This window comes from Acinetobacter sp. YH12070, assembly GCF_013419625.1.
GTDB classification, from domain to species: domain Bacteria; phylum Pseudomonadota; class Gammaproteobacteria; order Pseudomonadales; family Moraxellaceae; genus Acinetobacter; species Acinetobacter amyesii.
In genome coordinates, this window is record NZ_VOZT01000017.1 from 33,902 (window position 1) to 57,258 (window position 23,357).

General features: G+C 40.8%; 23 protein-coding genes and 1 pseudogene. 15 read left to right on the plus strand and 9 right to left on the minus strand.

Annotated features, from left to right (window positions below; all coding sequences use genetic code 11):
* Position 1: 1 nt before the first annotated feature.
* From lepA to FTU17_RS07005, 3 genes are all read right to left on the minus strand, one after another.
* Complete coding sequence (lepA, locus tag FTU17_RS06995) at positions 2 to 1,819, minus strand: translation elongation factor 4 (protein ID WP_168378033.1); 1,818 nt, start codon at positions 1,817 to 1,819, stop codon at positions 2 to 4.
* A gap of 195 nt (positions 1,820 to 2,014) precedes the next feature.
* Entirely contained in the window at positions 2,015 to 2,464 is a 450-nt protein-coding gene (locus tag FTU17_RS07000; protein WP_078190331.1) for a thioesterase family protein, read from the minus strand.
* Between the two features lie 120 nt (positions 2,465 to 2,584).
* On the minus strand, positions 2,585 to 3,967 hold the full coding sequence (locus FTU17_RS07005) for a Do family serine endopeptidase (protein ID WP_168378034.1): 1,383 nt from the start codon (positions 3,965 to 3,967) through the stop codon (positions 2,585 to 2,587).
* Positions 3,968 to 4,195: 228 nt separating this feature from the next.
* On the opposite strand from FTU17_RS07005, the gene nadB reads away from it, so the two are divergent.
* On the plus strand, positions 4,196 to 5,842 hold the full coding sequence (gene nadB, locus FTU17_RS07010) for an L-aspartate oxidase (RefSeq protein ID WP_180134979.1): 1,647 nt from the start codon (positions 4,196 to 4,198) through the stop codon (positions 5,840 to 5,842).
* An 80-nt stretch (positions 5,843 to 5,922) separates the two neighbouring features.
* Here nadB and FTU17_RS07015 read toward each other — a convergent pair.
* The 4 genes and pseudogenes from FTU17_RS07015 to pabC all read right to left on the minus strand — a co-directional run bounded on the left by FTU17_RS07015 (position 5,923) and on the right by pabC (position 8,889).
* Positions 5,923 to 6,341: pseudogene (locus FTU17_RS07015) on the minus strand (PaaI family thioesterase).
* A gap of 69 nt (positions 6,342 to 6,410) precedes the next feature.
* Complete coding sequence (gene tmk, locus FTU17_RS07020; RefSeq protein ID WP_180134980.1) at positions 6,411 to 7,016, minus strand: dTMP kinase; 606 nt, start codon at positions 7,014 to 7,016, stop codon at positions 6,411 to 6,413.
* Positions 7,017 to 7,025: 9 nt separating this feature from the next.
* Complete coding sequence (gene mltG / locus FTU17_RS07025) at positions 7,026 to 8,078, minus strand: endolytic transglycosylase MltG (protein WP_180009948.1); 1,053 nt, start codon at positions 8,076 to 8,078, stop codon at positions 7,026 to 7,028.
* A gap of 1 nt (position 8,079) precedes the next feature.
* Complete coding sequence (pabC, locus tag FTU17_RS07030) at positions 8,080 to 8,889, minus strand: aminodeoxychorismate lyase (RefSeq protein WP_180134981.1); 810 nt, start codon at positions 8,887 to 8,889, stop codon at positions 8,080 to 8,082.
* A 161-nt stretch (positions 8,890 to 9,050) separates the two neighbouring features.
* Between pabC and FTU17_RS07035 the strand changes: the two genes are divergently transcribed.
* From FTU17_RS07035 to FTU17_RS07070, 8 genes are all read left to right on the plus strand, one after another.
* Entirely contained in the window at positions 9,051 to 10,058 is a 1,008-nt protein-coding gene (locus tag FTU17_RS07035; protein ID WP_180134982.1) for a sulfate ABC transporter substrate-binding protein, read from the plus strand.
* A 176-nt stretch (positions 10,059 to 10,234) separates the two neighbouring features.
* Complete coding sequence (locus FTU17_RS07040; RefSeq protein ID WP_078192016.1) at positions 10,235 to 11,248, plus strand: sulfate ABC transporter substrate-binding protein; 1,014 nt, start codon at positions 10,235 to 10,237, stop codon at positions 11,246 to 11,248.
* Between the two features lie 33 nt (positions 11,249 to 11,281).
* The gene (locus tag FTU17_RS07045; RefSeq protein ID WP_180134983.1) at positions 11,282 to 11,887 is read left to right on the plus strand and encodes an alpha/beta hydrolase; all 606 of its coding nucleotides are present in this window, start codon (positions 11,282 to 11,284) and stop codon (positions 11,885 to 11,887) included.
* Positions 11,888 to 11,972: 85 nt separating this feature from the next.
* Positions 11,973 to 12,806, plus strand: a complete 834-nt coding sequence (gene cysT / locus FTU17_RS07050; RefSeq protein WP_078190342.1) for a sulfate ABC transporter permease subunit CysT — start codon at positions 11,973 to 11,975, stop codon at positions 12,804 to 12,806.
* Complete coding sequence (cysW, locus tag FTU17_RS07055) at positions 12,803 to 13,690, plus strand: sulfate ABC transporter permease subunit CysW (RefSeq protein WP_168378041.1); 888 nt, start codon at positions 12,803 to 12,805, stop codon at positions 13,688 to 13,690. Before cysT ends, cysW begins: the two co-directional genes overlap by 4 nt.
* Before the next feature lie 11 nt (positions 13,691 to 13,701).
* On the plus strand, positions 13,702 to 14,763 hold the full coding sequence (locus FTU17_RS07060) for a sulfate/molybdate ABC transporter ATP-binding protein (protein WP_078192019.1): 1,062 nt from the start codon (positions 13,702 to 13,704) through the stop codon (positions 14,761 to 14,763).
* Positions 14,764 to 14,818: 55 nt separating this feature from the next.
* On the plus strand, positions 14,819 to 15,742 hold the full coding sequence (locus FTU17_RS07065) for a CysB family HTH-type transcriptional regulator (protein WP_078190345.1): 924 nt from the start codon (positions 14,819 to 14,821) through the stop codon (positions 15,740 to 15,742).
* A gap of 164 nt (positions 15,743 to 15,906) precedes the next feature.
* On the plus strand, positions 15,907 to 17,121 hold the full coding sequence (locus FTU17_RS07070; protein WP_180134984.1) for an OmpP1/FadL family transporter: 1,215 nt from the start codon (positions 15,907 to 15,909) through the stop codon (positions 17,119 to 17,121).
* 58 nt (positions 17,122 to 17,179) lie between these two features.
* Here FTU17_RS07070 and carO read toward each other — a convergent pair whose 3' ends face one another.
* Entirely contained in the window at positions 17,180 to 17,920 is a 741-nt protein-coding gene (carO, locus tag FTU17_RS07075; protein WP_180073575.1) for an ornithine uptake porin CarO, read from the minus strand.
* A gap of 374 nt (positions 17,921 to 18,294) precedes the next feature.
* Here carO and dapD point away from each other — a divergent pair, with 374 nt between their 5' ends.
* The 5 genes from dapD (at position 18,295) to FTU17_RS07100 (ending at position 21,655) form a co-directional block, all read left to right on the plus strand.
* Complete coding sequence (dapD, locus tag FTU17_RS07080; RefSeq protein ID WP_078190347.1) at positions 18,295 to 19,116, plus strand: 2,3,4,5-tetrahydropyridine-2,6-dicarboxylate N-succinyltransferase; 822 nt, start codon at positions 18,295 to 18,297, stop codon at positions 19,114 to 19,116.
* Between the two features lie 113 nt (positions 19,117 to 19,229).
* Positions 19,230 to 19,940, plus strand: coding sequence for a 7-carboxy-7-deazaguanine synthase QueE (gene queE, locus FTU17_RS07085; protein WP_180114786.1), 711 nt, complete (start codon positions 19,230 to 19,232; stop codon positions 19,938 to 19,940).
* Positions 19,941 to 19,969: 29 nt separating this feature from the next.
* The gene (gene queC, locus FTU17_RS07090) at positions 19,970 to 20,641 is read left to right on the plus strand and encodes a 7-cyano-7-deazaguanine synthase QueC (RefSeq protein ID WP_078190349.1); all 672 of its coding nucleotides are present in this window, start codon (positions 19,970 to 19,972) and stop codon (positions 20,639 to 20,641) included.
* A gap of 13 nt (positions 20,642 to 20,654) precedes the next feature.
* On the plus strand, positions 20,655 to 21,062 hold the full coding sequence (locus tag FTU17_RS07095) for a hypothetical protein (RefSeq protein WP_078192024.1): 408 nt from the start codon (positions 20,655 to 20,657) through the stop codon (positions 21,060 to 21,062).
* A 134-nt stretch (positions 21,063 to 21,196) separates the two neighbouring features.
* Positions 21,197 to 21,655, plus strand: a complete 459-nt coding sequence (locus FTU17_RS07100) for a peroxiredoxin (RefSeq protein WP_180003271.1) — start codon at positions 21,197 to 21,199, stop codon at positions 21,653 to 21,655.
* Between the two features lie 59 nt (positions 21,656 to 21,714).
* Here FTU17_RS07100 and FTU17_RS07105 read toward each other — a convergent pair whose 3' ends face one another.
* A complete protein-coding gene (locus FTU17_RS07105) occupies positions 21,715 to 22,314 on the minus strand; it encodes a LysE/ArgO family amino acid transporter (RefSeq protein ID WP_180134985.1) in 600 nt (199 codons plus the stop codon).
* Positions 22,315 to 22,452: 138 nt separating this feature from the next.
* Here FTU17_RS07105 and FTU17_RS07110 point away from each other — a divergent pair, with 138 nt between their 5' ends.
* Complete coding sequence (locus FTU17_RS07110) at positions 22,453 to 23,340, plus strand: LysR family transcriptional regulator ArgP (RefSeq protein ID WP_180003273.1); 888 nt, start codon at positions 22,453 to 22,455, stop codon at positions 23,338 to 23,340.
* Positions 23,341 to 23,357 lie beyond the last annotated feature (17 nt).

The following is a 23,357-nucleotide window of genomic DNA, read 5'->3' on the forward strand; positions in this document are numbered from 1 at the left end:
ATTATCTTTCTACTTTCAATACCGCAAGGAACGCTTCTTGTGGGATTTCAACACTACCCACTTGCTTCATACGTTTCTTACCTTCTTTTTGTTTCGCAAGAAGTTTCTTCTTACGTGACACGTCACCACCATAACATTTTGCCAATACGTTTTTACGCATCGCTTTTACAGTTGAACGTGCAATGATTTGCGCACCAATTGCTGCTTGAATAGCCACATCAAACATTTGACGTGGAATCAAATCTTTCATTTTTTCAACTAGAGCAATACCACGATGACGAGCATCTTGGCGGTGACAAATCATGGCCAAGGCATCAACCTTCTCACCATTAATTAGCACATCTACCTTAACCAAAGATGAACTCTCAAAACGGACAAAGCTATAGTCAAGCGATGCAAAGCCACGTGAACATGATTTCAACTTATCAAAGAAATCCATTACCACTTCAGCCATTGGAATTTCAAACGTAATGGCCACTTGGTTCGCCATGAACTTCATATTCTTTTGAACGCCGCGACGTTCAACACATAAAGTCATCACATTACCCAAGTATTCTTGCGGTACTAAAATGTGACATTCAGCAATTGGCTCACGTAAGTCTTCAACTGTTGAACCATCCGGCATTTTAGAAGGACTATCGATATAAATGGTTTGACCATTTTTCATCACCGCTTCATAAATTACGGTTGGTGCAGAAGAAATCAGGTCAAGATCATACTCACGCTCTAAACGCTCTTGTACGATTTCCATGTGCAGCATCCCCAAGAAGCCGCAACGGAAACCAAAACCGAGTGCATCTGAACTTTCTGGTTCAAAGAACAACGCTGAGTCATTAATTTGCAGTTTGTGCAGCGCCTCACGGAACGGTTCAAATTCACTTGAATCGATTGGGAATAAACCTGCATAGACCTGTGGTTTCACTTTTTTGAAACCCGGTAAGCTTTCAACTTCTGGTGTAGTTGCCAAGGTAATCGTATCACCAACTGGAGCACCAAAAATATCTTTAATACCCGCGATCACGAAACCAACTTCACCTGCTTCGAGCATGTCAGTTTCTGTATGTTTAGGATTAAAAATACCTACTGAAGTAATGATGTGCGTTTGACCTGTTGATTTCATCAACATTTTATCGCCTTTACGCACACGACCTTCTTTAATACGAACTAAAGAAACCACGCCCAAATAGTTGTCGAACCAAGAGTCAACAATTAAGGCTTGTAATGGTGCATTACGATCGCCTTCGGGTGCAGGAATAACATTTACCAGTGTTTCAAGCACCCCTTCAATGCCTAGACCGGTTTTAGCTGAACATGTAGGTGCTTCAGTCGCTTCGATACCAATAATGTCTTCAATTTCTTGAATAACACGCTCTGGCTCTGCTTGCGGCAAATCAATTTTATTTAAAACAGGTAGGACTTCTAAACCTTGTTCAATTGCGGTATAGCAATTCGCAACAGATTGTGCTTCTACCCCTTGTGCAGCATCGACAACCAATAGTGCACCTTCACACGCAGCCAATGAACGTGAAACTTCATAAGAAAAGTCAACGTGCCCCGGTGTGTCAATGAAGTTGAGTTGGTATTCTTCACCATTAGGATGGGTGTAATACAAAGTCACTGACGCAGCTTTAATCGTAATACCACGCTCACGTTCCAATTCCATAGAATCTAGAACCTGCGCCTGCATTTCACGATCTTGCAAACCACCACAAGTTTGAATAAATCGGTCGGCAAGGGTCGACTTACCATGGTCGATATGCGCAATGATCGAGAAGTTACGAATGTTTTTTATATCAACAGATTTTTTAGCTTGCGCCATGGGCTACCTTGGAAAAATAAAAGCGCTATACATGCAATTCTTTATGCATAGCAAAAGCCGAATAGAAATTGCCGAGGATTATAGCAGATGGATTTTTCAAAGTATCGAAAATAATGCATTGCTTTTATGCAAGTCATTCATCCTACATGGAGAACTTGGCTAGTCTTGGTTTGAAATTTTGCGATAAAATCAAACTCAAAGATCATAAGCACTAAAATCCAGCGGATTTAGGCTATCCGCAATAGGTTGATACGCTTGGGTAAAGGTTGGCGACATGCGTTTTGGACGACCTGTGGCAATTTCAATGCATGCCCACTGCGTATTGCCTGTAAATAATATCGCTTTGTCTTTAGGTCGATAAAATACATACTGACGAAATGAATACAACGCATTGATATCATTGAGCCACGTTCGCAGAATAATCTCCTCACCTTCAACTGCTGCTTTGCGATATTGCACATGATGCTCAACAGCAACCATGGCATGCTTCAATTCAATATATTCTTTTAAGCCTAAACCCAAGGCTTCAATATGTGCTGTCGCGACATCTTGCATCCAACTGACGTACACCACGTTATTCACATGATTTAATGTGTCGATATGTTCAGCTTGAACTGTAATTTTTAAATCAAAGATATCGCTCATAGCGTCCTGCAAATTTTAAAATATGCTCCACAGTCTACTCATTTTTATCTAAGGGTAAATTGCAAAAACACTAAAGTTAAAAAAACCACTCGCTTGGAGTGGTTTTCATTCAGTAATTCATTATTGAATGCGCATGCCCACAATCGCACGTTGCCCCTGACGAATCAAAGAAACACGTGCAATGCTGCCATTTTTCAATTCTGAAATAACTTTCACAAAATCTTCTGCATTATTCACAGCTTTATTATTAACTTGAGTCACAACGTCACCCGGCTGAATTCGCGCTTGTGCAGCAATACCACTAGCTCGTACATCTTGAATTAATACACCACCTTTCACACTCAGTTGCTTTAATTCATCTGCAGTTAAATTACGAATTGACACCCCAATCACCGGGCCTTTTTTCACAGGTGCAATTTCAGCTTTTGCAGGCGTATCATCTGGTGCAGTGATCAAGGTTGCTGAAATGTTTTGGCGTTTATCATCACGTAATACTTCAAGCTGAATACTTTGATTAGGACCTGTACGATTGAGATAATTCAGTAGTTCGCCAGTACGTGAAATCGGTGTACCATTAAATTTCAAAATGACATCACCCGCTTTAAAGCCAGCTTTTGCTGCGGGTGAATTCGGTGCAACTTGAGTAATCAATGAGCCCTCAGGTTTTGAAAGGTTATAGGATTCAGCAAGATTCCGATCGATATCTTGCAGCATAACGCCTAAGTAAGCACGTGTCACCTTGCCGTTTTTCTTTAATTGGTCTGCAACATCCATCGCCACATCAATAGGAATCGAGAACGATAAACCCATATAACCACCCGTACCACTAAAGATACGAGAGTTCACCCCAACCACTTCACCAGACTGGTTAAATAAAGGGCCGCCTGAGTTTCCGGGGTTCAATGCCACATCGGTTTGAATAAATGGAACCGAGGTTTCTCCCATCATATTGCGCATTTTCGCACTGACAATCCCTGCCGAAGCTGAATAGTCAAAACCAAATGGTGAACCAATAGCCAACACTGGCTCACCTACACGTAAACGGTCAACATTACCTGTGCGTAGCTCTGGAAAATTTGAACCTTTCACCTTTAGCAAAGCCACATCAGTCCGCTCATCACTACCCACAACGGTGGCATCAATTTCACGGCGGTCATTCAATACGATGGTGACTTTCGATGCATCTTCTACCACATGGTGATTAGTTAATAGATAACCATCTTTACTAATAAAGAATGCGCTTCCATAACCGGTCTTTTCTTGCGGCATTTTTTGCTGCGGGATAACGACCTGATTACCAAAAAAGCGTCGTAATATTTCTGGGACTTGCTGCTGTAAAAGCTCTTCTTGACTGAGCTTTTTAACCACATTCACGCTTACGACAGCTGGGCTGACCTGTTCAACCAAATTGGAAAAATCAACAGGACCTGCTGCCTGCGTTTGTACGCTAGCAACCGTAAACACAGCTGCATAAAGTCCCTTTTGTAAATACGATTTATTCATTGTTAGCATTCACTCAATTGTGCTTATCATTTGAAATACGTTAGTTTTTATCACAATGCAAGTCTAAGCTTCGTAATAAAATGTTTGATGATTATTTATGATAAACAATCTTAAACATTCCTTAAATATTACAGATCTATGAATATTTTTCATTATTTAGTTAATTTATAGTCATTGCGTTTTTAGGCAAAAACAGTTGTGATGATCGGACATTTTTAAAATTAGCTGATGGACATGTCTAATTTAAACACGACACATCAATTTGATGTGATTATTGTGGGAAGTGGCGGTGCAGGTTTAAGTTTAGCCCTCTCGTTACCAGATCATTTTAATATTGCTGTTTTAGCTAAATCGACGCTGACGGATGCCAGTACATATTATGCCCAAGGTGGTGTTGCTGCCGTCCTCGATAAAACAGATTCTATTGAACAACATATCAATGACACCATGATTGCCGGTGCGCATTTATGTGAAATGGCAGCGGTAAAACAAACCGTTGAAGGTGGTAAGCCCTCTGTCGATTTTCTACTGAATCAGGGTGTGCAATTTACTTTAGACGACCAAGAACAGTTACATCTGACACGTGAAGGTGGTCACTCTCACCGGCGGATTATCCATGCAGCAGATGCCACAGGTCGTGCTATTTCCACAACATTGGTTGAACGTGCGCAAGAAAAAGCCAATATTCATATTTTTGAAAATTTTATTGCAATCGATTTAATCACCGCACAAAAATTAAATCCTGAAGCTGAAAACCGTGCTCTCGGTCTATATGCTTTAGATGAAAAAACCGAAAAAGTACATACCTTTTTAGCACCGTTCACTGCCCTTGCCTGTGGTGGTGCCATGAAGGCATATTTATATACATCAAATCCCGACATTGCGACGGGTGATGGTATTGCCATGGCGTATCGTGCAGGCTGCCGTGTTGCCAATATGGAGTTTAACCAATTCCATCCAACCTGTTTATATCATCCTCAAGCTCGCTCCTTTTTAATTACCGAAGCGATGCGTGGCGAAGGTGCCTATTTACGTCTCCCTGACGGTGAACGCTTTATGCTGCGCTTTGATGAGCGTGCAGAATTAGCACCACGCGATATCGTAGCGCGCGCTATCGATTATGAAATCAAACGTCTAGGAATCCGTCATGTTTGGCTTGATATCACCCATAAACCTGCAGAATTTGTCAAAGAACATTTCCCAACATTGTATGCACGCTTAATGGAACTCGGTATTGATATTACCAAAGAAATGATTCCGGTGGTTCCGGCAGCACACTACACCTGTGGTGGCGTTGTGGTTGATGAAAACAGTCAGACCGATATTCCAGGCCTATATGCCATTGGAGAAACCTCTTATACCGGCCTACATGGTGCAAACCGTATGGCAAGTAACTCCTTACTTGAATGTTTCGTCTATGGTATGAGTGCTTCAACACATATCACAGCACAGCATCAAGGAACTTATCAGGCGCCTCATGTCCCAGAATGGGATGACTCGCAAGTGACCAACCCTGATGAAGACGTGGTGATTTTGCAGAATTGGGATGAACTTCGCCAAACCATGTGGAACTACGTCGGTATTGTCAGAACAACCAAACGGCTTCAACGTGCGCTCCATCGTATTGAAATGCTTAAGCGTGAAATCACCGAGTATTATCAAGATTATCAAGTCAGTAAAAATCTGATTGAACTCCGTAACTTAGTATTGGTATCAGAAATGATTGTGCGCTGTGCAATGGAACGTAAAGAATCACGTGGACTGCATTTCACTTTGGACTATCCTGAACAAGCAGCAGAATTACGAAAAACAGTCCTAACTCCACCCAATTTCCAAGTGGAATGTCCATTGGTGAATACAGAACTGGTTTCTTAAACATCTAAAATGTCTAAAAACCATAAAAAGCCGAATGTAAATTCGGCTTTTTATTTGAATCAGCAAATGCAATTGAGCCTTTATAATCGCTTCGGTGGAATAGAATAGCTCCCTGTTATATGTGCAACAGGCTCATCCACACCTTCTGAATACACCAACACCTCACCATAAATTATACTTTGCCCACTTTTAACAATCGACACTCGCCTATTAAGTCTTTATTGGCTTCTGGTTTTCTTAAAAAATTAATATTCATATTGGTCGTGACCGCAAGCCCTACAATCCCGATCTCCCCCAATATAGCCACATATAGCGCAAAATCAGCCAAAGTCATCATGGTTGGGCCAGATATCGTATTGCCCGGTCTTAGATCTTGTTCTGTAACATGCCAAATTAAGGTCGCGGTTTGCTGTCCAACTTCTTTAATCGTGCAGTTTTTTAAACTTGGGGCAAATTCACGTTGTAAAAAATCAATAATCGCCTGCTTTCGATGCGGCATAAAAAAATCATCCATAACTTATGCTATGAATGATTTTTAAATCAAATACCTAAAGATTACTATGGCATTTTAGATCTGTTGCAAATGCAATAATGCCTGTTGAAAAACCTGTTCAGGTGTTTGCGTCGCATCGAGGCGCTTCATGCGTGCAGGCTCTTTTTCATGGATTTCAGCAAAACCTGAACGCACTTTCTCAAAGAACGTTGCTTTCTCTTGCTCAAATCGATCCAAAGCGCCTCGTTCACGCGCACGTAACATGCCCGTTTCAATTGGAGCATCCAGCCAAAAGGTAATATCAGGCATACGCGCCACAAAACCGTCATTTAAAACTTTCAGTTTTTCTCGGTCCAAACCACGGCCTGCACACTGATATGCAAAACTCGAATCTGTAAAACGGTCACATAAAACGATTTTATCTGCAGACAGTGCCGGTAGAATCACGCGCGCCAAATGCTGTGCGCGTGCAGCATACATAAGTAACAACTCTGTATCATCACTCATTGCTTCATCATGATTGACGGCCAGAAGTAATGCACGAATTTGTTCAGCCATAGGTGTACCACCCGGCTCACGGGTTAATACCACATCTTTTGCTAAGTGTTGGAAATGCTCATGTAGTTTACGAATCAACGTGGTTTTACCCACACCTTCCGTGCCTTCAAAACTAATAAACATGCTCACTCCTCAATTTTTCGCACGAATTACCGATAAATACTCTTGTACCGCTCGGTTATGGTCTGACAAATTACTGCTAAATTTATGACCACCGTTACCTGTAGCCACGAAATAGATGTTATTTGACGCATCTGGATGCATCGCGGCTTCAATAGCTTTTTGACTCGGCAAAGCAATCGGTGTAGGCGGTAAGCCGTTGATCGTATACGTATTATATGCAGTAGGTGTACGTAAATCTTGGCGAGTGATATTGCCTTGGTATTTATCGCCCATACCGTAGATCACAGTTGGATCTGTTTGCAAACGCATCCCTTGTTTGAGACGACGCACAAATACACCAGACACTTGCTCAAGCTCACTATCAATACTGGTTTCTTTTTCAATAATCGATGCCATGATCAAGGCTTCATATTTATCTTTATAAGGTAAATTTTGAGCTCGATTGTTCCAAGCCTGATCTAAGGCTTTGATTTGTCTGTTATACAAATCCTTCAAAATTTTGCGATCAGACTCGCCTTTTGCAAAGAAATAAGTATTCGGAGCAAATAAACCTTCTGGGTGTGAATAAGGAATACCCAGTTCCTGCAAAATCTTTGAATAAGGCAGATTGCTAATGTCATGTGTCACCAAAGGGTCATTTTTTAAAGCATCAATGAGTTGCTTAAATGTCGTCCCTTCGATCACTAAAATTCGATTCATTTGCGCATTTTCAGAGTTAGAAATCAGTTTCATGACTTCACGTACGCTCATGCCTTCATGGATTTCATACACACCCGCTTTCAAGGTGTCATTGATCATGAACTTTTGGTACAACTTCAAAATAATAGGAAAATGAACTTGTTTCTCTTTGGCCAGTCGGTCAATAAATCCTGAATAGGTATCCCCTGCACCAATCGCCAACATTTGCTTTTTGCCATCCACGGGATAGGCTTTAAATAAACTCGACCACAGTAAGATCGCCACAAGTACAACGATGCCAAGTAGCACAACCAAACATGCTTTAAATGGAAAACCTGCTTTGGCAGATTTTTTCTTATTTGTTTTTTTAGACGCGGTGGACATATTAACGAATCTGACTTAATTGAAGTGTTCGGAAAAGTTCAATACAAGCTTGAACATCTAACTCAACTCCATTCAGAGTTGATGCAATTTTCATGGGACTTAAAGCATTGCAGAAAAAAACACTCTGAAAATGCGTAATTTCATCCATATTGACGTGACGTTGAGTACATGGAATTTGATGCTGCTGCATCCGTTTTAAAATTTCTGCACGCATGACACCATGCACGCCATTATAACGAAGTTCGGGCGTAATCCATCCTTCATTTGTACGAATAAAACAATTACTGCTCACACCTTCGACAACTGTACCTTGCACATCCGTCACTAAAGCTTCGCCCCATGGGGTTTGATCCAACTCTGCTTTGAGCATGACTTGTTCTAATCGATTTAAGGACTTTAAGCCCACCAAACTTGGCATGGTTAACCCAATAGCTTGATGTAATACACCACTTTCGACAGTTTCGTACTCAAAATCTGCAACGGTTTTGGGGTAATAAAATACCCAAACATCTGCTGGGTGCTCAGGTAAACTATAGCCACGCTGACCAATACCACGACTCAACACAATTTTTAAAGTGCCATTGACGACATCTTGTTTACGTAACAATTTTAAAGTGGCTTCAATGAGGCTTAAATCTGCATTTAGCTTTAATCGCTCATTACTCAGTTTTAATCGTGCAATATGCAAAGCTAAAAGTTCTATTTGTCCTTGGCGAATTCGTGCTGTGCTAAAACAGCCATCGCCATAGTGAAAGGCGCGATCAAGTAAATCAACTTGTTCTATTTGCTGCGCATTTTTAAAACACTGCATACGTCGTCATCCCAATTACATCACTTTATTTTAAAAAATAATCGCTCAGCATATATTTCTTTTTTGTTCATATTAAATTCTTTTTTAATTATTTTTTCTGCATAAAAACTACAGATATTCTTGCCTCATCCAACAAAACATGTATAAAAATTGAGGACAACATGAATCTATCGAAATTAAAACTTGGGGTTTTGGCTGCATTCATTTCTGCCACAGCATTTAGTGCATCTGCCAAAGATTTCTTAAATGTGTCATATGATCCAACCCGTGAATTGTATGACAACTTCAATAAAGACTTTAGTGTTTACTGGAAAAAAACCACAGGCCAAGACATTAACTTTAAACAATCTCATGGTGGATCAGGTAAACAGGCTCGTGCTGTTATTGATGGTCTAGATGCCGATGTCGTCACTTTGGCCTTGGCTGCAGATATTGATGAAATTGCTGCACGTGGTTTAGTTGCAAAAGACTGGCAAAGGAAATTCCCACAAAATTCAACGCCGTATACGTCAACCATTGTGTTCTTAGTACATAAAGGCAACCCGAAAGGCATCAAAGACTGGGGCGATTTAATTAAACCGGGTGTCGACATTATTACCCCGAACCCAAAAACATCGGGCGGTGCGCGTTGGAACTATCTAGCAGCGTGGGCTTGGGCCAAACATCAAGCAGGTGGTAATGATACAAAAGCCCAAGAATTTGTCCGTCAAATTTATAAGCAAACCAAAGTTCTCGACTCAGGCGCACGTGGTGCAACAACTACATTCGCAGAACGTGGTATTGGTGACGTGTTATTGGCTTGGGAAAATGAAGCACATTTGGCAGTTCGTGAACAGCCGGGTAAGTTTGAGATTGTGACCCCTTCACTTTCTATCTTGGCCGAGCCACCTGTTGCGATTGTAGAAAAAAATGCCAAGAAAGATGGCAATGAAAATTTAGCCAAAGCGTATTTAAATTATCTGTACTCACCTGCAGGTCAAACCATTGCTGCACAGAACTATTATCGTCCACGTAATGCTGCGGTATTGGCAAAATATAAATCCGTCTTTAAACCTTTAAAATTAGTGACTATTGATAAAGAGTTTGGCGGTTGGAGCAAAGTGCAGAAAAAGCATTTTGAAAATGGTGGCGTCTTTGACCAAATCGTGAAGACCAATAATTCCAAATAATGCTTTAAATACCGAAAAGCATCGTCCTTTCGCATAAGGTCGATGCTTTTTTTTCGTAGCTACGTCTGTTATCTTTTTTATTCATATAAAATTCGTTTTTAATTATTTTTTATGCATAAAGATTGGCGCTATTCTTCACCCATGTTACAGATAAAGTAAAAATTATTGAGGTTAACATGAGTATTTCCGCAAAATTAAAATTGGGTGTTCTTGCTGCAGTCATTTCGACGGTTTCTTTTGGCGCAGCTGCGAAAGATTTTTTAAACGTATCTTACGACCCAACACGTGAACTCTATGAAAGTGTGAATAAAGACTTCAGCAAATATTGGGAAAGCCGTACAGGTCAAAAAATTAATTTTAAACAATCTCATGGTGGTTCAGGCAAACAAGCGCGTGCAGTCATTGATGGCTTAGATGCCGATGTAGTGACTTTAGCACTTGCAGCGGATATTGATGTGATTGCAGAAAAAGCCAAACTTTTACCTGCAGATTGGCAGAAGAAACTTCCACAAAACTCAACGCCATATACCTCAACGATTGTATTCTTAGTCCGTAAAGGCAACCCCAAAGCAGTAAAAGATTGGGGCGATCTAGTTAAACCAGGCGTAGGTATTATTACCCCAAATCCGAAAACCTCAGGCGGTGCACGTTGGAACTATTTAGCTGCGTGGGCTTGGGCAAAACATCAAGCGGGTGGTAATGATACAACAGCTCAAGAATTTGTCCGTAAAATTTATAAAAACACCAAAGTGCTCGATTCAGGCGCACGTGGTTCGACTACGACCTTTGCTGAACGTGGTATTGGTGATGTATTGCTGGCTTGGGAAAATGAAGCACATTTAGCGATTCGTGAACAACCGGGTAAATTTGAAATTGTGACCCCTTCACTTTCAATTTTAGCTGAGCCCCCTGTTGCTGTTTTAGAAAAAAACGCAGAGAAAAAAGGTAATCTTTATTTAGCCAAAGGTTATTTAAACTTCCTTTATTCACCACGTGGTCAACAAATCGCAGCTCAGAACTTTTACCGTCCACGTAACGCTACAACGCTTGCACAATACGCATCAGTCTTTAAGCCACTCAAACTCGTAACCATTGATAAAGAATTTGGTGGTTGGGATAAAGTCCAAAAAGCACACTTTGAAAATGGCGGCGTGTTTGACCAAATCGTTAAAGCCAACAACGGAAAATAAGACCAGTCATTGACTGAATCAGGAGAACTTGACATGACACATACAGTAATTGTCCCGGGTGTAGGCGGTAGTGAACACGCACATTGGCAATCTTGGTTACAACGTCAGCTCATGTCTAGCTCTCGTGTTCAGCAAAAAGATTGGAATCATCCTGTACTCAAGGACTGGATTAAACAATTCGTTCAAACCGTACGACCTTTACAGGGTGAAATTCAAATTGTGGCGCATAGCTTTGGTTGTTTAACCACGGTGGCAGCATTGGCATTGCATCCAGAACTCAATAAAAAAATCAAAAATTTAGTTTTGGTCGCACCAGCCAATCCAGCACGCTTTGGTGAAAACGGCTTTGCACGCGACAGTACAACGGATTACAAAGCATTTTTTCATCAGCTAACTATTCGTGTGCCGACAACGATGTTGATTAGTGAAAATGATCCTTGGCTTGGCTTTGAAGATGCAAAACAACTTGCAGGTGCTTGGAAGCTCTACCCTGTGAATATGGGCGCTGTAGGACACATTAATGTTGCATCAGGTTTTGGACCGTTTCCTGAAATTTTCAATTACTTAATTTCAGAAAACCACATGAAACATATCAACTTTACTGATGAAAACAAGTATTTATTTCAATTTGCTTTTTAAGTACTGAGCATTAAGCTTGTCGCAAAATCATTTATTCAATTTTGCTGACCTTTTAAGTCAGCTTTTCTCATTTTGAGGAGTCATCATGTCGCAGCGATCCCGAGTGCTGCCAGGATTTGGTCTTTCTCTAGGCTTTACCCTAGCGTATTTATCCTTAATTGTGCTCATCCCCCTTTCGGCCGTATTTATTAAATCTTTAGGTATCGGTTGGGATGGACTATGGGAGATTTTAAGCTCAGAACGTATTTTAAAATCGTTACAACTGAGTTTTAGTGCCGCCATTATTGCTGCGTTAGTCAATGTGGTTTTTGGTTTACTCTTAGCATGGTGCTTGGTTCGTTATACCTTCCCGGGTAAACGTATTGTCGATGCATTGGTTGATTTACCTTTTGCATTGCCAACTGCCGTTGCTGGTATTGCATTAACTTCGTTATATGCACCTACTGGTTGGATCGGTCAGTACCTTGAACCCATTGGCATTAAAGTCGCATATACCCCGATCGGTATTACCTTGGCCCTCATCTTTATTGGTATTCCTTTTGTGGTTCGTACTGTACAGCCTGTACTGAGCGACCTAGAAACTGAACTTGAAGAAGCAGCTTCGGCACTGGGCGCAAATCGCTTTCAGATCGTGACCAAAGTGATCTTACCTATTCTATTTCCTGCGCTGTTAACAGGTTTTGCTTTGGCCTTTGCACGCGGTGTGGGTGAGTATGGATCGGTGATTTTTATCGCAGGTAACCAACCCTTCAAAACTGAAATTGCGCCATTGATGATCATCTCTCGTCTTGAGGAATATGATTATGCAGGCGCGACCACGATTGCAGTCGTGATGCTGGTGATTTCTTTTGCCATTTTATTCTTAATTAACTTGGTTCAAGCATGGGCAAGTCGCCGTACAGGGAGAACTGCACGATGAATACGAATAGTAATGCGCTTGCGGAAAAATTACAGTCGCGTGATGCTACGCGTGAACCAACATGGGTACGCTATACACTGATAGTGATTGCATTGATTTTCTTTGCGAGCTGCCTGATTTTGCCCTTGGTTTTGGTTTTCGTTGAAGCCTTTAAACAAGGTGTTGGCGTTTACTTCCAAGCACTGGTTCATCCAGACACATTATCAGCAGTGAAACTGACCTTACTGACCGCTGTGATTGCCGTACCGCTAAACGTGGTCTTTGGTGTAGCTGCGGCATGGTGTGTTGCCAAGTTTAATTTCCGTGGTAAATCTATTTTAACCACGATTATTGATATGCCATTTTCAGTCTCTCCAGTCATTGCTGGCTTAATGTTGGTATTGATTTTTGGTACTCAAGGTTGGTTAGGCGGCTGGCTAATGGATAACGACATCAAAATTTTGTATGCCGTTCCAGCCATTGTCCTTGCTACTGTGTTTATTACCGTTCCTTTTGTGGCACGTGAGCTAATTCCGTTAATGGAAGCTCAAGGGACAGAGGAAGAAGAAGCGGCAATCGTATTGGGTGCTTCAGGTTGGCAGACCTTCTGGAAAGTGACTCTTCCAAATATCAAATGGGGCTTAATCTACGGCGTGATTCTATGTAATGCACGTGCAATGGGTGAGTTTGGTGCTGTTTCTGTGGTTTCAGGTCACATTCGCGGCGAAACCAACACCTTACCGCTACACGTAGAAATCCTTTATAACGAATATACCTTTAGTGCTGCTTTTGCTGTGTCTTCACTATTAGCGCTCTTGGCGATTGTGACCCTGATTTTAAAAACATGGGTTGAACTACGTCAGGAACGACAAGACAAGCGTAAAGAAGATTCACAAGTTTCTTAAGGAATGACCTCATGAGTATTCAAGTAAAAAATATTGAAAAACACTTTGGTGCATTCCATGCACTTAAAAATATCTCTTTAGATTTTCCTGATGGCCAGCTCGTTGCGCTGCTTGGCCCATCAGGCTGTGGTAAAACTACCCTATTGCGTATCATTGCCGGTCTTGAATCTGCCGATGGCGGTCAAGTCATTCTAGAAGGTGAAGATGCCACTAAAGTTCACGTCCGTGAACGTGAAGTTGGTTTTGTATTCCAGCATTATGCACTGTTCCGCCATATGACCGTATTTGACAACATTGCTTTTGGTTTACGCGTACGCCCACGTGCAACGCGTCCAAATGAAGCTGAAATCAAAAAACGGGTTACTCGTTTACTTGATCTTGTTCAACTTGGTTTCTTGGCTGACCGTTACCCTGCGCAACTTTCAGGTGGTCAACGCCAACGTATTGCCTTAGCACGTGCTTTAGCGGTTGAGCCGCGTGTGTTATTACTGGATGAACCTTTTGGTGCATTGGATGCCAAAGTTCGTAAAGAATTACGCCGCTGGTTACGTACCTTGCATGACGAACTCCACATCACCTCTATTTTCGTGACCCATGACCAAGAAGAAGCACTTGAAGTGGCCGATCAAATCATTGTGATGAACAAAGGCAACGTAGAACAGATTGGCTCGCCACGTGAAGTTTATGAAAAACCTGCAACACCGTTTGTATTTGACTTTTTAGGTCAAGCCAACCGTTTTGAAGGTCAAAATAGCAATGGCCTCATTCAAATTGGTGAAGACCGAATTTTGTTGCCACAAAACGCCAATGCGCCGCAAGGAAATGTCATTGCCTTCGCTCGTCCGGATGAACTGCGTATTCATGCACAGCCGCAAGAAAATGCTATCCAAGCAACTTTTGTACGTGAGCTTTGGATTGCAGGTAAAGTCATTGCTGAACTGCATGATCGTCAAGGCAATCTGATTGAAATTTCATTAACGGCAGATGAAGCGAAAGCGCATCAATTCCGCCCAAATCAAACGGTATGGTTAAGTGCAACGAACTTGCATTTATTTGAAAACCAAGTTGCATAAAACAAAAAGTTGGGGCCGTCACAAGCCCCACTTGCTTTTAAGGTAAAATAAAATTATGAATTTCCAACAATTAAGAATTATTCGAGAAACCGTACGTCAGAATTTTAATTTAACAGAAGCGTCTGCTGCACTTTACACCTCGCAGTCTGGCGTGAGTAAACACATCAAAGATCTAGAAGATGAACTTGGTGTACAGCTGTTCATCCGTAAAGGTAAACGTTTACTCGGTTTAACCGAACCAGGCCAGTCATTATTGGGTATCGTTGAACGCATGCTCGTGGATGCTGACAATATTAAACGTCTAGCAGATGACTTTAACAAAGTGGATGAAGGGACTTTGACGATTGCGACCACACATACGCAAGCGCGTTATGTCTTGCCGCCGATTGTGAACCAATTTAAAAAAGAATTTCCAAAAGTTCATCTAATTCTGCAACAAGCCAGCCCAGTAGAAATTACAGAAATGCTCCTTCAAGGTGAAGCGGATATCGGGATCGCAACCGAATCATTAACCAATGAAGATAACCTGGCAAGCGTGCCTTACTACAACTGGCAACACAGCATCATTACGCCTAAAGAGCATCCACTGACCCAAAAATCAAATATCACCATAGAAGATTTGTCGAACTATCCAATTATTACTTACCACGGTGGTTTTACAGGTCGTTCAAAAATTGATAAAGCCTTTGAAGATTCAGGCTTTGATGTTGATATCGTGATGTCCGCACTTGATGCAGACGTTATTAAAACCTATGTTGAACTCAATATGGGGGTGGGTATTGTCAACGATGTGGCATATGACCCAGAACGTGATTACCGTTTAAAACAAATTCCTACCGATATTTTCGGGGTCAACACCACTTGGATTGCTGTTCGCAAAGGACATTTGCTACGCGGTTATGGCTATGAATTTATTTCTTTATGCTCACCAGATGCCGACATCAAAGCGTTGAAAAAAGTCGCTTACCCAGAAGACTGATATCCCAATTGATGAATTAAAGAGGACACATGCTGTCCTCTTTTTTATTGGTAAATTCATATTTTATCTAGGTTTTCTTGGCTTTATTTTTAATTGTGCTTAAAATACGTTCAACACAATAAAAATTAAAACTTCATTACTTCCGACCCATAAGCCAGGACTTTATGAAAAATCAATTCGTCGCAGTGGCAGTCGGTATCGTCTGCCCCATACAGATCATGTATGCAGCAGGAATAGAAAACTCAGATCAATCGATCTCGGCCTTTCTTGAACCCGGAAATTATACTGAAGCCAGTTTCGCTTATGTCGATGCTCAAGTGGACGGCAAAGTTCAAAACCAAGGTTTAATCAGTGAGTTGGGCATCACTGATTTTTCTACAGGGAATCTCGCCCATCAACAATTTTCTGGGAAATTTGCACTTAAAATTCAACCACATGAAAATATTTCTGCGGGAGTAATTTATGAGCAACCTTTTCATACTGATATCAATTATCAATATAGTCCTCGCTTACCAGATAGCTCAAATATCGATATTGAAAGCGCCGATATTAACTTTAGAACGCATAACCTAACTGGACTGGTAGGCTATCAACCCAATAATAATTGGAATATTTATAGCGGTTTAAGCCTACAAACATTTAAAGGTGATTTAAAAATTTCTGGGCAACAATATGCTGCTCTCAATGGCTACCATGCCGATTTTAAACAAGATGAAGCGCTTGGTTGGCTGCTCGGATTCAGTTATCAAATCCCTGAATATGCTATTAAAACTAGCCTAACCTATCGTTCAAAAATCAAACATGAAAATAAGACCTTTGAATCAACTTTATATTCAAATGGTCCTTTTCAATTAGTACCAGACACCCATACCTCCATTCAAACGCCACAAAGCGTCAATTTTGATTTTCAAACAGCCATTAGCCCACACAATGTTGTATATGGCACAGTTCGGTGGATTAATTGGAAAGATTTCAACATTCAACCACCGCAGTTTAATGCCGTGCTTCAGTACGCAGCACTCGATCCACAATACCATGATTTAGCTGATATCCAATTGGTGGAATATCAGAAAGATCAATGGTCAGGAAAGTTAGGGATTGCACATCAATTGAATCCGAGTTGGCTCGCTGCTGCAGAGTTTATTTGGGACAACGGGACAGGAAATGCGGCGTCTACCTTAAACCCAAGTGATGGCTATCGAGGTTTAGGTTTAGGTGTGATGTATAAATTTAACCCGAACAATTTTCTAGCGACTGGCCTGTATTATATGAAACTCTCAAAACCATCGAATACTGAAACATCTCATATTTCAGGTCTTGCAAGTGTCTCAGACAATGATGCCATGATCTATGGTCTGAAATTTGGTCACAGATTTTAAACGCTTTCTAATAAACAAAAAAACGAGCCGAAGCTCGTTTTTTTGTTTCATTAAGAACTTACCAATGGTAGCTCACACCTACTTTAGCTACTGGCATCCATTCATATTTGTCATCGTTTGCAATTTTACGTGCCTCATTATCTACAGATTCGCTGATTGAAGGTGAGCCTGTTACAGAGTTTTGAAGATTACCGTACTCTTGAAGTTTCACAGTAGGGTTGCCAGTGTAATAAGCACCTACTTCACCAAATACACCAAAGTTTTTATTTAATTTTGGTGCAAAACCTAAACCTACATAAGGCGCAATGTCGTTATCATAAGATAAGTTACCTTTCACACCACCAATGCCAGTGTAGCTCGTACCATCAACTTTAATCGTACCTTCGGCATTTTTATTATGTTTATTTAGACCGTATTCATTATCGATATAACCTACACCTGCAGCAACATATAAGCCTTGCGCCCAAGGACTCGTACTTGCGCCCCATGGACGAATTTCTGCATTTAAGTAGCCAACGCTGTTATCCATATCCATGTCATATTTAGTGCCATTGATTGACAAATCATCAGACCATGAAATATCACCACCGTTATAACCTAATGCAAGGCCGACGTATGGGTTCGCAGTCCAAAGTAACGCACCACCATAACCAGTCGTACCCACTTCTAGACGAGCGCCAGTTGGGATAAGTTGGTTTTGATCAAATGCATAGCCATCATGAACTACAGAGGTATCTGCCATTGCAGTACCTGCAGCAGTAAGTAGAGCAGCTACTGTTAATAAACGTAATGATTTCATGTGTTTCTCCTCAAAATAAACTGTTATTCAGATTTTACAGACTTGTTATATGGCACATGTTAAAAGGAAACACAGCTCAACATTTATGCAAATTTACTGATTTTTTGTTAACTTTTGATACATTTAGATTTTAATATTGATTAATAAAGAGTTTTTGTTTCATTTTTTTAAATATAATAATGATGTTAAGGAACAATTCTGTATATTTTGCGTATTTTTTATACAAACCTTATGAAAATGCTAAATTCATCACTCTTAATTTCTTGGATTTAGTGCTTGCTTAATAATTAATTCCGATCCTAGGCCGATTTACCATCTATTTTTAACTCGATTTAGTGTAAAATCTTGGAAAATTTTTTTCTGGATGGAAGAACATGTCTCAGCTTTCAACAATCATTGAACAAGCGTTTGAAGACCGTGCTAATTTCACTGCAGCTGACTGTCCTGCTGAAGTACGTGCAGCAGTAGAAGAAGTGATCGCTGGCCTAGATAACGGTACATTACGTGTTGCTGAAAAAATTGATGGTGAATGGATTGTTCATCAATGGGTGAAAAAAGCCGTTTTGCTTTCATTCAAATTGAACGACAACAAACCAATGGAAGCTTGTGACTTACGCTTCTATGACAAAGTTGACACTAAGTTCTCTGACTGGACTGAAGAACAATTTAAAGCTGCTGGTGTACGTGTAGTACCACCTGCTGTAGCACGTAAAGGTTCTTTCCAAGCAAAAAATGTTGTATTGATGCCTTCATATGTCAATATTGGTGCATATGTTGACGAAGGTACGATGGTTGATACATGGGCAACTGTTGGTTCATGTGCTCAAATTGGTAAAAACGTTCACTTATCTGGTGGCGTTGGTATTGGTGGCGTTCTTGAACCACTTCAAGCGAACCCAACAATCATTGAAGACAACTGCTTCATCGGCGCACGTTCTGAAATCGTTGAAGGTGTGATCGTAGAAGAAGGTTCTGTGATTTCAATGGGCGTATTCATTGGTCAATCAACTAAGATTTATGACCGTGAAACTGGCGAAATCCATTACGGCCGTGTTCCTGCGGGTTCTGTTGTGGTTTCTGGTAGCTTGCCGTCTAAATGCGGTAAATACAGCCTCTACGCTGCAGTAATCGTGAAAAAAGTTGACGCGAAAACTCGTGCGAAAACAAGCTTGAACGAATTATTACGCGAAGACTAAGTCTTTATTTCAGCGGAGCATTCGTGTTCCGTGGAGCCTCTATCGCTCCTCGTCTCTACGGTTAGCAATGATCGTAGAGATTTTTTGTTTTTTTATATCTGGTTAATTTTGTTATGAGTACCCTTCGATCTTCCGCTATTCCTGTTTCTGATCCGTCTGCGGGTTTACGTATTACGGAGATTTTTTATTCATTGCAAGGTGAAGCCAATACCGCAGGTTTGCCTACGGTCTTTATCCGCTTGACGGGCTGTCCCTTACGTTGCACTTATTGTGATACAACCTATTCGTTTGAAGGCGGTGAACGCCAATCATTAGAAGAAATTATTCAAACCACTTTAGATTTTAAAACTCCTTATATTTGCGTGACGGGTGGTGAGCCACTTGCTCAACCGAACGCCCTTCCCCTCATGACTCGTCTGGCCGATTTAGGCTGCGAAGTCTCTTTAGAAACCAGTGGTGCTTTAGATGTGTCTAAAGTTGACCCACGTGTTTCAAAAGTTATGGATTTAAAAACCCCAACATCGGGTGAAGTTGCACGAAACTTGCTTAGCAACTTCGACCATTTAACGCCACATGATCAAATCAAATTTGTGATTTGTAATCGTGAAGACTATGAATGGTCAAAACAGCAAGTTGAGCGCTATAAGCTAAACGAAAAAGTCAACACCATTTGGTTCTCTCCGGCCTTTGCCGTTGAAAAAGGCGCTGTTCGTTTACCTCAGCTTGCACGTGATTTAGCACAGTGGATTTTAGAAGACCATCTCCCTGTTCGCTTCCAATTGCAATTACATAAATTGCTTTGGAACGATGAAACTGGTCGTTAAGTTTTAAAGAATTATTTGGAGTAATGCATATGCGCCCTCGTGCCATAGTTTTATTGTCTGGCGGCTTAGACTCAACCACTTGTTTAGCTTGGGCTCAAGCACGTTATGAATGTATCGCCTTAAGTTTTATGTATGGTCAACGTTCTACGACAGAACTGGATGCTGCTCGTGAGTTAACCAAGCAGGCTGGTGTAGAACATCGTGTCATTAATATCGATTTAGGTAACTTAGGTGGCTCTGCGTTAACGGACCATAGCATTGAAGTTCCTGATCATGAACAAGCCGGTATTCCTGTAACTTATGTACCAGCGCGTAACACGATTTTCTTGTCATATGCTTTAGCTGCGGCGGAAGTTTTTGGTGCAGAAGCAATTGTCATTGGTATTAATGCGGTTGATTACTCAGGCTATCCAGACTGCCGTCCAGAGTTTATCGAAGCCTTTGCCAACATGGCTCGCCTTGCAACTAAAGTTGGCGTTGAAGGAAAACCACTTAAATTTGAAACACCTCTGTTACATTTATCCAAAGCAAATATCATTCGCTTAGGTATAGAACATGGCGTAGACTACAGTCAAACGGTGTCTTGCTATCAAGCAGATGACCAAGGTCGTGCTTGCGGTAAATGCGATAGCTGCCGTCTTCGTAAACAAGGTTTCGTTGACGCAGGTGTTGAAGATCCGACACGTTACATACCGAAATAACAAGGTAGGGTTTATGAAAAATTTAAAATCAAACATTATTCTTTCTGCTGCTTTCTCTGCAGCTGCATTGTTTGCTTCAGTTGCACACGCTGACAACGACAAGCTTCAACAAGCATATAAGAGCACTAACGTAAAATCTTCGTTAATTAATGTTTGTAAAGAAGAAACTGGCAAAGGTAAAAAACTAACTGCCGCTGAAGTTAGCAAATACTGTACTTGTGCTGTTGAAGCAGATGGTCGTTTAACCAATGCTCAAAAATGGGAAATCCAAAGCACAATCAACCAGAAGAAAAGCCCTGCAACACTCGCTTTTGTTCAAAAACAAAATAAAGACCTTCAAGCATGTTTCGGTCCTCAGTTAACAGGTAAATTAAAAAATTTAACTGAAGAAGCAATGAAATCTGCTCAAGCGAAAAAATAATTTTCGTCTTAAAAAAGCCTGCAAATGCAGGCTTTTTTATTGCTTTAAGTTCAAAGTAAATTCTGTATGATGGTCATATTTCACATACTTTGTTTAAGCCCGCTTCGGGATAAGACATGAAAAAGGAAATCTTCATGACTGAAATTAGCTTACCAAATCAAACCTTCCCAACCACCTCAGGTGAAGTCAACCTTGCAGAACTAAACAATGACTGGCTGATCATCTACTTCTACCCTAAAGATTCAACACCAGGATGTACGACGCAAGCCATTGGGTTTTCGTGCTTAAAAGATCAGTTTGATGCGCTTAATACACCAATCTACGGCATTTCTCGCGACTCGGTTAAAGCCCATCAAAACTTCACTGAAAAGCAAAATCTAAGCATTGATTTAATCAGTGATAAAGAAGAAGTGCTATGTCAGCATTTCGATGTGATTAAAGAAAAAAATATGTATGGCAAAAAGGTTATGGGCATCGAACGCTCAACCTTTATTTTCCATCATGGCAAGCTGGTAAAAGAATATCGTAAAGTCAAAGCTGCAGGCCATGCAGAACAAGTCTTAGAAGATTTAAAAGCATTACAAGCTGCATAAAATTAATGATTTGAGCCCGCTCCTATAGGAATGGGCTCAAATTTAATGAGGACATATAACTAGAGCAATAATGAAATTGCAATTCCCCACATCACAACGCCAATAATAAAGTCTAAAACTTTCCATGCCTTTGCACTTTGGAAGAGCGGTAATAAATAGCGCGCACCAAATCCGAGGACAAAGAAAAACACCCATGAAGCTGTAATTGCCCCAATCGCAAAATATACGGCTGTCGATTCAAACTTCGTTGAAATAGACCCAATCAGCACAACCGTATCGAGATACACATGTGGATTTAACCACGTTAAAGCCAAGCAAATCAGTACCAACTTCAATAATTTAGTTTCATTCTTCTCACTGGGCGCTAAACTGCTCGAAGTTTTAAAGGCTTGCAGAAAATGCTGTGCCCCATAGACAACTAAAAACGTTGCGCCCAAATATTTCGCAACACTCACAATTTCCGGATGACTTTCAACCAATTGGGAGAATCCGAGTACACCCAATAAGATGAGTATCGAATCAGAAGCAGCGCAAATAGCACAAAGCCAAAAGACATACTGCTTTTTTAACCCTTGCTTGAGAATAAACGCATTTTGCGCACCAATCGCGATAATTAGGCTAAATCCAACTGCGAGCCCTTGCATATAACTGTGCAACATTTTTGACTACACTTTCAAAGCTTTAAATGAATGTTGCTATTATCTAAGCTTATTGCTAAAAATAAGTATTTATAAATAAATATCAATATAACTGAGTTTTTCTTAGTTTATAAAATTTCTAATGCTTATAGGTGACTCATGTTACAAAGCAAACATAGTGAAGCTTTTCTTGCGGTTGCTGAAACAGGAAGCTTTGAACAAGCAGCACTGCGTTTAAACATTACGGCATCTGCGGTCACGCTCAGGCTGCAAACCTTAGAAAAGAAATTAGGTCATGTGCTCATTGTACGTGAACGACCCTGCCGCCCAACGCTCGCGGGCCAATCTTTATTGCATTATTTACAACACAGCAAATTACTAGAACATAATTTTCTGCAAAATCTAACAGGACAAACAGCGAATGCTTTCTATCAAGTCAATATTGCAACCAATGCTGACTCACTTGCGACATGGTTGCTTCCGCTACTCAAAGATCTCTTAATTGAAGAAAAAATCGTGATTCATTTTCAGGTCGATGATCAGTCACAAACACATCATTTATTAGAAGCAGGACTAGTCAATGCCTGTGTTACAACAGAATCAGAAGCCATGAAAGGCTGCGTTGCAGAATATCTGGGTGAAATGCATTATCGCTTTGTAGCAACCCCTGATTTTATCCAAAGATGGTTCGGTCAAGGTGTGACGCGAAATGCGTTAAAGGCTGCGCCTGCACTGATTTTTAATGAGAAAGATGACCTGCATACGCAATCAATTCAGAAAAATTTCGGACTCAATCCTTCACAATATCCACATCATTTCATTCCCTCTTCGACAGCATTTTTTGATGCCATTACGATGGGCTTAGGCTACGGATGGTTACCCGACTATCAAAGCAAAGACTTATTAGCAGCGGGAAAATTAATAGAGCTTTCAACAGAACTCAGTATTGATCTAGCTTTGTATTGGCATCACTGGAACCAACAATCTGTTCAATTACAAAAATTGACTGCTGTTGTGCTGCAACATGCCAAAGATCATATGTGTTAAACCCTGTAAGACTAAGG